At 66.6% G+C, this 9,236-nt stretch carries 7 protein-coding genes and 1 pseudogene; 6 read left to right on the forward strand and 2 right to left on the reverse strand.

Annotated features, from left to right (window positions below):
* Positions 1–532 precede the first annotated feature (532 nt).
* The 4 genes from fdxA (at position 533) to ACWEWT_RS38090 (ending at position 4,739) form a co-directional block, all read left to right on the forward strand.
* The gene (gene fdxA, locus ACWEWT_RS38075; RefSeq protein WP_452565777.1) at positions 533–856 is read left to right on the forward strand and encodes a ferredoxin; all 324 of its coding nucleotides are present in this window, start codon (positions 533–535) and stop codon (positions 854–856) included.
* A 12-nt stretch (positions 857–868) separates the two neighbouring features.
* Positions 869–1,987, forward strand: coding sequence for a succinyldiaminopimelate transaminase (dapC, locus tag ACWEWT_RS38080; protein ID WP_452565778.1), 1,119 nt, complete (start codon positions 869–871; stop codon positions 1,985–1,987).
* Between the two features lie 99 nt (positions 1,988–2,086).
* Entirely contained in the window at positions 2,087–3,724 is a 1,638-nt protein-coding gene (pruA, locus tag ACWEWT_RS38085) for an L-glutamate gamma-semialdehyde dehydrogenase (protein WP_452565779.1), read from the forward strand.
* A gap of 64 nt (positions 3,725–3,788) precedes the next feature.
* A complete protein-coding gene (locus tag ACWEWT_RS38090) occupies positions 3,789–4,739 on the forward strand; it encodes a proline dehydrogenase family protein (RefSeq protein ID WP_452565781.1) in 951 nt (316 codons plus the stop codon).
* Between the two features lie 207 nt (positions 4,740–4,946).
* Here ACWEWT_RS38090 and ACWEWT_RS38095 read toward each other — a convergent pair whose 3' ends face one another.
* Complete coding sequence (locus ACWEWT_RS38095) at positions 4,947–5,813, reverse strand: oxygenase MpaB family protein (protein WP_452565783.1); 867 nt, start codon at positions 5,811–5,813, stop codon at positions 4,947–4,949.
* Positions 5,814–5,941: 128 nt separating this feature from the next.
* Here ACWEWT_RS38095 and ACWEWT_RS38100 point away from each other — a divergent pair, with 128 nt between their 5' ends.
* Positions 5,942–6,586, forward strand: coding sequence for a TetR/AcrR family transcriptional regulator (locus tag ACWEWT_RS38100; protein WP_452565784.1), 645 nt, complete (start codon positions 5,942–5,944; stop codon positions 6,584–6,586).
* A 37-nt stretch (positions 6,587–6,623) separates the two neighbouring features.
* Here ACWEWT_RS38100 and ACWEWT_RS38105 read toward each other — a convergent pair whose 3' ends face one another.
* Positions 6,624–7,511: an oxygenase MpaB family protein gene (locus ACWEWT_RS38105; protein WP_452565785.1), complete on the reverse strand. Its 888-nt coding sequence runs from the start codon at positions 7,509–7,511 to the stop codon at positions 6,624–6,626.
* Positions 7,512–7,774: 263 nt separating this feature from the next.
* On the opposite strand from ACWEWT_RS38105, the pseudogene ACWEWT_RS38110 reads away from it, so the two are divergent.
* A pseudogene (locus tag ACWEWT_RS38110) lies at positions 7,775–9,160 on the forward strand (acyl-CoA synthetase); the annotation flags it as partial.
* Between the last annotated feature and the right edge of the window lie 76 nt (positions 9,161–9,236).

Genomic DNA, 9,236 nt, shown 5'->3' on the forward strand with positions numbered 1-9,236 from the left:
CTCGAGACTCGCGCTTCGCGCATGCGCTTCGAGGCCTGAACGGCGGGACGGGCCTCAACCCTTGGAGGTGTCTCGTAAGACTCGACTCGGGGGGTGCGGGGGCATTGACGGCCTGGTCGGCATGCGGATACACGGGGCAGGCGAGCCCGGGGGCTTCGCTACGCCGGATGGTCGGCATGCGGACGTTTGGTTTCCGCGCCTCGGGATGGGTCGGCATGCGGGCCTGTGGTGTGTTCAGGCCGGCGTAGGGACCTTTGGTTTCTGGCACCGGAGGGTCGACACGCGCACCAGCGAACTTCGGATACTCCGGATCGTTCGCATTCGGACCCGCCCTTTGTCTACTCCCGGATGGTCAACATTCGCGGGTGGGGCGGGCCCCACTACGCGCCGCCGAAGGCGACGCCGACAAACACAGCGACGCGGAGGCGGCGCAAGTATTTAGGGCAGGCTCACCGGGGGTAGCCTGTTTGGCGCCAGGGATACTTGTGGGCGGGCGCAGTTACCCGGAGAAGAAGGAAGACTAGGAGCGGGAGTGACGTACATCATCGCCGAGCCGTGCGTTGACGTGAAGGACAAGGCGTGCATCGAGGAATGCCCTGTGGACTGCATCTACGAGGGCGGCCGCATGCTCTACATCCATCCCGACGAATGCGTTGACTGTGGTGCGTGTGAGCCGGTCTGCCCCGTGGAGGCGATCTTCTACGAGGACGACACTCCCGACCAGTGGAGCGGCTACGTCAATGCCAATGTCGATTTCTTCGACGAGCTGGGTTCGCCCGGCGGCGCCACCAAGCTGGGCAAGGTCGATTTCGATCCGGCGTTCATCAAAGAGCTGCCTCCGATGGCCGATGAGTAGAGCATTGTCCTGATGAGTACCGAGGTTTCCGCCCGCCGGCGCGTGAGCGCGGCGCTGCCCGATTTCCCGTGGGACACCATCGCGGAGGTGAAGGCGCGGGCCGCGGCACATCCGGGTGGGCTCGTGGATCTGTCGGTGGGTACACCCGTCGATCCGGTGGATCCGCTGATCCGTTCGGCGTTGGATTCGGTGGCCGGGGTGCCCGGGTATCCGACCACCCACGGCACACCGGAATTGCGGGCCGCGGCGGTGGCCGCGCTGGCCCGGCGTTTCGGTATCACCGGTGTGGACGAGGCGGCCGTACTGCCGGTGATCGGCACCAAAGAGCTGATCGCCGGGCTGCCGCGGTTGCTCGGGCTGGGTGCCGCGGATCTGATGGTGATTCCCGAGGTCGCCTATCCGACGTACGAGGTGGGCGGGCTGCTCGCCGGGACGCGGATCCTGCGCGCCGACGGTCTCACCCGGTTGGGTCCGGAGCGTCCGGCGCTCATCTTCCTCAACTCGCCGTCGAACCCGACCGGCAAAGTGCTCGGTGTCGAGCATCTGCGGAAGGTGGTGGCCTTCGCGCGCGAACGCGGCGCGGTGGTCGCCTCCGACGAGTGCTATCTGGGGCTGGCCTGGGACGAGCCGGCGGTGTCGATTCTGGATCCGCGGGTCTGCGACGGCGACCATACGGGTCTGCTGGCGGTGCATTCCCTGTCCAAGACCTCGAATCTGGCGAGCTACCGGGCCGGGTTCGTGGCCGGTGATCCGGAGCTGGTGGCCGAACTGCTGGAGGTGCGTAAGCATTCCGGCATGATGATGCCTTTCCCGATCCAGGCCGCGATGGCGGCGGCGCTGGATGACGACGCGCACGAATCGGCGCAGCGGGAACGGTATCGGGCCCGCCGTGAGATCTTGCGGGCGGCGCTGCTGGATGCCGGATTCCGGATCGATCACTCGGCGGCCGGACTGTATCTGTGGGCGACTCGCGGTGAGCCGTGCCGGACTACTCTCGACCGGCTGGCCGAGCAGGGCATTCTGGCGGCGCCGGGCGAGTTCTACGGACCCGCGGGTGCCGAACATGTGCGTATCGCATTGACGGCGACCGACGAGCGGATCGATACGGCGGCCCAGCGGCTACGCGGATGACCTCGCGCTGCCGCTGTGGTGCGGCAGTGCGGTAACGACTCCGCAGAGATACGCGCGTCGAGTGCGGGCGGTGCCGGTCGTGCGGCGCTAGCCTGGGGTATGGACGCTGTCACAGTTGTCCCCACCCCCGGTAACGAGCCGGTGCACACCTACGCGCCGGGCAGCCCTGAGCGGGAACGGTTGCTCGGTCAGCTCGCCGATATCTCCGACAGCACGGCCGAGATCCCCCTGGTGATCGGCGGTAAGCATCGTCCGGGAATCGGTGAGCGCCGGGAGGTCGTCGCACCGCACCGCCACCGGCAGGTACTCGGGACCTATACCGACACCACGCATACCGAAGCCGCCGCCGCGATAGACGCGGCGATAGCGGCGGCACCGGCTTGGCGGGCGCTGCCGTTCGACGAACGCGCGGCTGTGCTGTTGCGCGCCGCGGATCTGCTGGCCGGTCCGTGGCGGGAGACCGTGGCCGCCGCGACCATGCTGGGACAGTCGAAATCCGTGGCCCAGGCCGAGATCGACGCGCCGTGCGAACTGGTCGACTTCTGGCGGTTCAATGTCTCCTTCGCCCGTGACATCCTGGCGCAGCAGCCGCGATCGAGCGCCGGGGTGTGGAACCGGCTCGACTACCGCCCGCTCGAAGGTTTCGTGTACGCGATCACTCCGTTCAATTTCACCGCGATCGCCGGCAATCTGCCCACCGCGCCCGCGCTGATGGGCAATACCGTGGTCTGGAAGCCTTCACCCACCCAGACCTTGGCTGCCTATTACACGATGCGACTGCTGGAGGCGGCCGGTCTGCCGCCCGGCGTGATCAATATGGTCACCGGCGACGGGCTGGCGCTCTCCGAAGTCGCGCTGGCCGACCCGCGCCTGGCCGGCATCCATTTCACGGGTTCCGGCGCGACCTTCCAGTATCTGTGGAGTCGGGTGGGCGCCAATATCGGCAATTACCACGGATATCCGCGGATTGTCGGCGAGACCGGCGGTAAGGATTTCATCGTCGCGCATCCCTCGGCGGACCCGGTCGCCCTGCGTACGGCTCTGATCCGCGGCGCCTACGAATATCAGGGCCAGAAGTGCTCGGCCGCTTCGCGCGCCTATCTGCCCCGCTCGCTGTGGCGGGAGATGGGTGAGGATTTCCTCGGGATCACCGAGAGCCTGACCTACGGGGATATCGCGGACCTGTCGAATTTCGGCGGCGCGGTGATCGATCGGCGGGCATACGACAAGAGTGTGCGCGCGATCGAACGGGCGCGGTCCGCCGGCGTGGATGTGCCGGTGGGCGGTACCTACGACGACAGTGAGGGCTGGTTCGTCCGGCCCACCGTGCTGCTCGCCGACGACCCCCGGGACGAATCGTTCGCCACCGAGTACTTCGGCCCGATCCTGTCGGTGTACGTATACGACGATTCCCAGCCCGACGCCTACCGGACGATCCTGACCGAGGTGGAGTCGGCCGCCCCGTACGCGCTCACCGGCGCGATCTTCGCCCAGGACCGGCACGCGGTGGAGGAAGCGGCCGGACTCCTGCGTTTCGCGGCCGGCAACTTCTACGTCAACGACAAACCCACGGGCGCGGTGGTGGGCCAGCAACCGTTCGGCGGGGCACGCGCCTCGGGCACTGACGACAAAGCGGGTTCACCGCTGAACCTGTTGCGCTGGGTCGCGCCGCGCGCCCTGAAGGAAACCTTCGTCCCGCACACCGATCACCTGTATCCGCATATGGAGCGGGGATGAGCGGCCCGTACCGGCCCGGCGGGGCGGTCGCGGTGGGGCGTCGCCTGCCCGGCCGGGAGCCACGGTGAATCCGCTGCGCCCGGCGATCCTCGCCGCGGCCGGATCGGACCGGGTTGAACATGCGCTGACCACCAGTCCGGCCACCGCCGCGCTGGTGCGGCGGTTCGTACCCGGCGAAGCCCGGTCGGATCTGGTCGGTGCGGCGGGCCGGCTGCTCATGAGCGGACGTGCGGTCAGTGTCGATTTCCTCGGCGAGAACACCATCGACCGCGCGCAGGCCGAGGTCGCGGTCGGCGAATACCTGGCTTTGATCAACGATCTCGCCGCCCTGCCCACCACCGAGGTGCCCGCCGGTGCCGCACCACTGGAGGTCTCGGTCAAGTTGTCCGCACTGGGGCAGGCCCTGGGAACGGACGGTCCGGCGATAGCCGTCGAGAATCTGCGCACGCTGTGCACCAAGGCCGCGGAGGCCCGGGTGTGGGTCACCGTGGACGCCGAAGACCACACCACCACTGCCGCCACCCTCGCCACCACGCGGGAGGTCCGCGCGGATTTTCCCTGGCTCGGCACGGTGGTCCAGGCGTATCTGTATCGAAGTGCCGACGATTGCCGCGAACTCGCCGACGCGGGCGCCCGGGTACGTCTGTGCAAAGGGGCCTACCGGGAACCGGAGACGGTCGCCTACCAGCGTCGCGTCGATGTGGACCGCGCCTACTTGCGTTGTCTGCGGATCCTGATGCACGGTGCGGGTCGCCCCCTGGTGGCATCCCACGACCCGGTGGTGCTCGCGGCCGCGGCCGATCTCGCGACGATCACCGGCCGCCGCCCCGGCGACCTCGAATACCAGATGCTCTACGGCATCCGTACCGACGAACAACTCCGGCTGGCCGATCGCGGCGATTTCGTGCGGATCTACCTGCCATACGGTCGCCAGTGGTACGGCTACCTGATGCGCAGGTTGGCCGAGCGTCCCGCCAACCTGACTTTTTTCCTGCGCGCCCTTGCCGGGCGCTGAAGGACGGCACCGCACCCCCAGCCATACCTTTCATCTACCCCCAAGTGGTCCACATCCGTGGGTGGGGCCCGCCCCGGTTCTGGAGCGACGTAGCGAAGGAGCGCAGCGACTGAGCGTAGGAGTGAAGAACCGGGGTTGATAGGGCCCCACCCCGCGGCGCCGAAGGCGACGCAATTAACACAGCCCCGCCGAAGCGGGGTAGATAACTCAGACCAGGGGTTTGCCCTTGCTGATGCGGCGGCGCATATCCCACAGGTAGTAGTTCATGGGGAACTGGCGGAGGATCCGCGGCTGGAATTTGAGGCCGAAGCCGATCAGCTTCATGGTGCGGTCGAACCAGCGTTGGTTGCCTGCGGTCCAGGTGAGATGCATTTTCTCGCGGATCTGCGGCGGGAGGCAGCCGGTGACGACGAAGCGGTGGAATTTCGCCGATACCCACTGGATCGGGGGTGCCACCATCTTCAGGTCGATGAGGTCGTTGAAGTAGGCGCGGGTGGTGTCGTCGATTTCCAGTGCGTCGAGGTTCTCTTCCCAGAACTGCCAGAACGCGGCTCGGTCGGCCGGCCACATCTCCGGTCGGACCTGCAGGGTGGTGCCGAGGCGGATGCTGTGTGCGTAGAAGGTGTCGGCGGTGGCTTCGTCCATCGGGCCTCGGACCTTCTCCAGTAGGTCGACGAATCCGAAGTACAGGCAGGCCGCGACCCATAGCTGGAGTTTCGGGTCGAACGCGTTGTATTTGACCGGGCTGGTCGGTTTGGTGCGGATATGGCGGTGGGAGGTGTTGACGGCGAGCCGGTAGGCGTTGCGTTCTTCTTCGGTGCCCAGCATGGCGACCGCGAGGTAGGTGAGGGTGGTGCGCAGCCGTTTGAAGGGGTGCTCCATGACGTTGCCGCTTTTGACGTCGCTCTCCATCACGCCGTAGGCGACCGGTCGCAGGCCCAGCTGCATGATGACGTTCGCGGTGCCGCCCAGGAAGGCGGTGACTCCGACGATGTGATCGTTCATATCGAAGTTGGGTGAGTACAGCCGCTGGGGTTCGGGATCGTTCATCGGAGCGGGCCGGGGAGCGGTCATCGGTGACCTCTTTCCTATGAGAAGATTATATGATAACCATCTCATTGTCTCTATCTTGCGTCAACCGCTGGTGCAACTGTGCGATGCTTACTACGTCATTGCATTGCCGAGCGCGGGAAGGTGCCGAGATGGGTGCCCTGGCTCAACTGTTGCCTCTGGTGCGAACGCCGCGCCGAGATCAAGATCAATCCGTGCTGGCCGCGGCCCTGCAGGCATTCCTCGATTTCGGGATCAAACGTACGAGCATGGTCGAAGTGGCCCGGCGTGGCGGCCTCTCGCTGGCCACACTCTACCGGCGGTTCTCCAGTAAGTCGGATCTGATCCAGGCCGTCGGACTGGCGCAGACCCGCGATTTCATCGAGGGTGTGGACGCCGCGGTGCAGCAGCAGATCGAGCGGGATGCCGGTGCCGAGGATCAGATCGTGGAACTGTTCGTCGCGTTCCTCGCCGGTCTGCGCGGTAACGAACTGCTGGACCGGCTGCTGAACACCGAACCGGAAATCGTGCTGCCGTATCTGACGACCAAGGGTGCTCCGGTCATCGAATTGGGCCGCGATTACGTCGCCGAATTCATCACCCGTCTCCAGGGGGAAGGCAAACTCCCGGCCTACGATCCGCTGCCGCTGGCCGAGATGATCGCCCGGACCGCCCTGTCGCTGGCGCTGACTCCGCAGACGGTGATCCCGCTGGACGACGATATCGCGGTGCGCGGATACGCGCGTGATCATGTGGCGGTCTCGTTCCGGGTGCCGGGACAGGTGGCCGATTCCTGAAATTCGAACCGGGTTGTTTTCATATTCGTGATTCGACTCAGACGAGTTTCAGTCCGAACCGGCGGCGGATCCGGAAATCGATCAGGTAGGCGTTGATCGGGAAACTGCGCAGCGGTACCGGCAGTATCGCCGAAGCGCGGCCCAATCCACGCAGCAGGCGACCGAATCTGCGTTCGTCGTCCGCCGACCAGGTCATACCCATCTCCGCGCGCAGATGCGGTGGAAGCAGCCCGGCGGTGACCCACCGGTTGAAACCGCCGCCGAGGAGCTGGACCGGGCGGGGGAACATCTTCAGGTCGACTATCTCGTCCAGCATGTCCCGGACCGGTGGATCGATCCTGGTCGCGGCCAGGTTCTCGGTCCAGTAGCGATCGAATGCCGCCTGGGTCGCGGGCCACGATTCCGGTGGTACCTGCAGGGTTGTGCCCAACCGCGCGGAATGGCGGTAGATCGTCTCCTCGAGTTCGGGATCGGGCCGGCCGCGCATTCGCTCCCGGATATCGCGTGCGCCCCAGAACAAGCATGCCGCGACCCACAATTGCAGATTCCGGTCGAAGGCGTTGTACCGCACCGGACTGCCCGGGTTCGAGCGCACTCGGCGATGTGAGGTATCGACGGCTTTTCGGTAGGCCGCCCGCTCATCGGCGCTGCCGAGCAGCGCGACCGCCAGATAGGTGAGTGTGGTGCGGGTGCGCTTCACCGGATGCAGCGTCAGTTTTCCGCTGTCGACCGGGCTTTCCAGAACTCCGTAACCGACTCCTGGGGCGGCCAGCTGCATGATCACATTCGCGGCGGCGCCGAGTACCGCCGCCCCGTCGATATAGGGACGGAAATCGAATTCTTCGTCGTGCGCCGCCGGTGCGGAATCGGCCGGTTCGCCGGTCGAGCGGGATACGGGCGGCTCCGCGGAGGTGGGTCTGGTCATGGAAAAACCGTTCCGAGTGCTCGAGAAAGCTGACGATTCACCCTCTCGTCGCAGCCTATATGTGTCAAGTGGCGCCGGGAATTATGCGATTTCCTACGAAATTCAAGCCTCCATATGATAAAGGTAATTTGAATCGATAGATTTTCACTGATGGGCCGCGGAATCGACGCGAAATGGAACGGCCGGTCCGGTCGGCGGATTTCCGGAACCGATCCGGCCGGGGGCCGGGCATCGGTACCGGTCCGGGGCAGTAGTTTGGGCGCATGTCCTACGGCCACCGTCTGCTCAGCTCCCTCGACCCGCTCGCCGTCGCGGCGGGCGCCGATATCCCGGACGCCGTGACCATCGACGGTGTGACGCTGTCGCGCAGCGATCTGCTCGGTGCGGCCACCTCGGTGGCCGAACGGGTGGCTCGGGCCGAGCGGGTCGCCGTACTGGCCCGGCCCACCGCGGCGACCGTGCTCGCCGTGGTCGGCTGCCTGATCGCCGGTGTCACCGTGGTACCGGTGCCGCCCGACTCCGGAACGTCCGAACTCGACCATATGCTCACCGATTCCGGTGCCCAGGCGTGGCTGGGCGAAGCGCCGGAGGGAACACCGCTTCCCGTGGTACCGGTGCGGTTGCACGCCCGCTCCTGGCACACCTACCCCGAACCCGATCCGGGCGCACCGGCTTTCGTGCTCTACACCTCCGGCACCACCGGCGCTCCCAAAGGCGTGGTGCTCAGCCGCCGCGCCATCGCCGCCGGACTCGACGCCCTCGCCGACGCATGGTCCTGGACCGCGTCCGATGTGCTGGTCCACGGACTCCCGCTGTTCCACGTGCACGGCCTGATCCTGGGACTGCTCGGGCCGCTGCGGATCGGCGGCCCACTCGTGCACACCGGTAAACCGACCCCGGCGAACTACGCGGCCACCCCGGGCACCATGTACTTCGGTGTGCCCACGGTATGGACCCGGATCGCCGAGGATCCGGCCGCGGCGAAAGAACTCGCGGCGGCGAGGCTGCTGATCTCCGGCAGCGCCCCCCTGCCGGTACCGGTCTTCGAGCGGCTCGCGGAACTCACCGGACACCGGCCGGTCGAACGCTACGGCATGAGCGAAACCATGATCACCCTCTCGGCCCGGGCCGACGGCGAACGGCGACCCGGCTGGGTCGGAGTACCGGTGCGCGGTGTCGAAACCCGGCTCCGTGACGAAACCGGGCAGCCGGTACCGCACGACGGCTCCGCTGTCGGCGGCCTCCAGGTGCGCGGACCGATGCTCTTCGACGGCTATTACGGCCGCCCGGAAGCCACCGCCGGCTGCTGGACCGAAGACGGCTGGTTCCGCACCGGAGATGTGGCCGCCATCGACGCGGACGGATTCCATCGGATCGTCGGCCGCGAATCGGTGGACCTCATCAAATCCGGCGGTTACCGGATCGGTGCGGGCGAAGTGGAAACCGCACTGCTGGGCCATCCGGCTGTGGCCGAGGTGGCTGTCGTGGGCCTCGCCGACCCGGACCTGGGGCAGCGGATCGTCGCCTTCGTGGTCCCACGCGGCGCGGCGCCGGCGGCGGAAGAACTCATCGACCATGTGGCAGGCGAACTCTCGGTACACAAGAGGCCCCGGGAGATCCGATTCGTGGACACATGGCGTCGAGTCGCGCGATCGCTTCCGTATGCTTCCACCATTCGGGGCACCACACGGTATCGCTGAGATCACTGACCTGCCGGCGATAGAC

The sequence above is a fragment of the Nocardia sp. NPDC003963 genome (genome assembly GCF_053605105.1).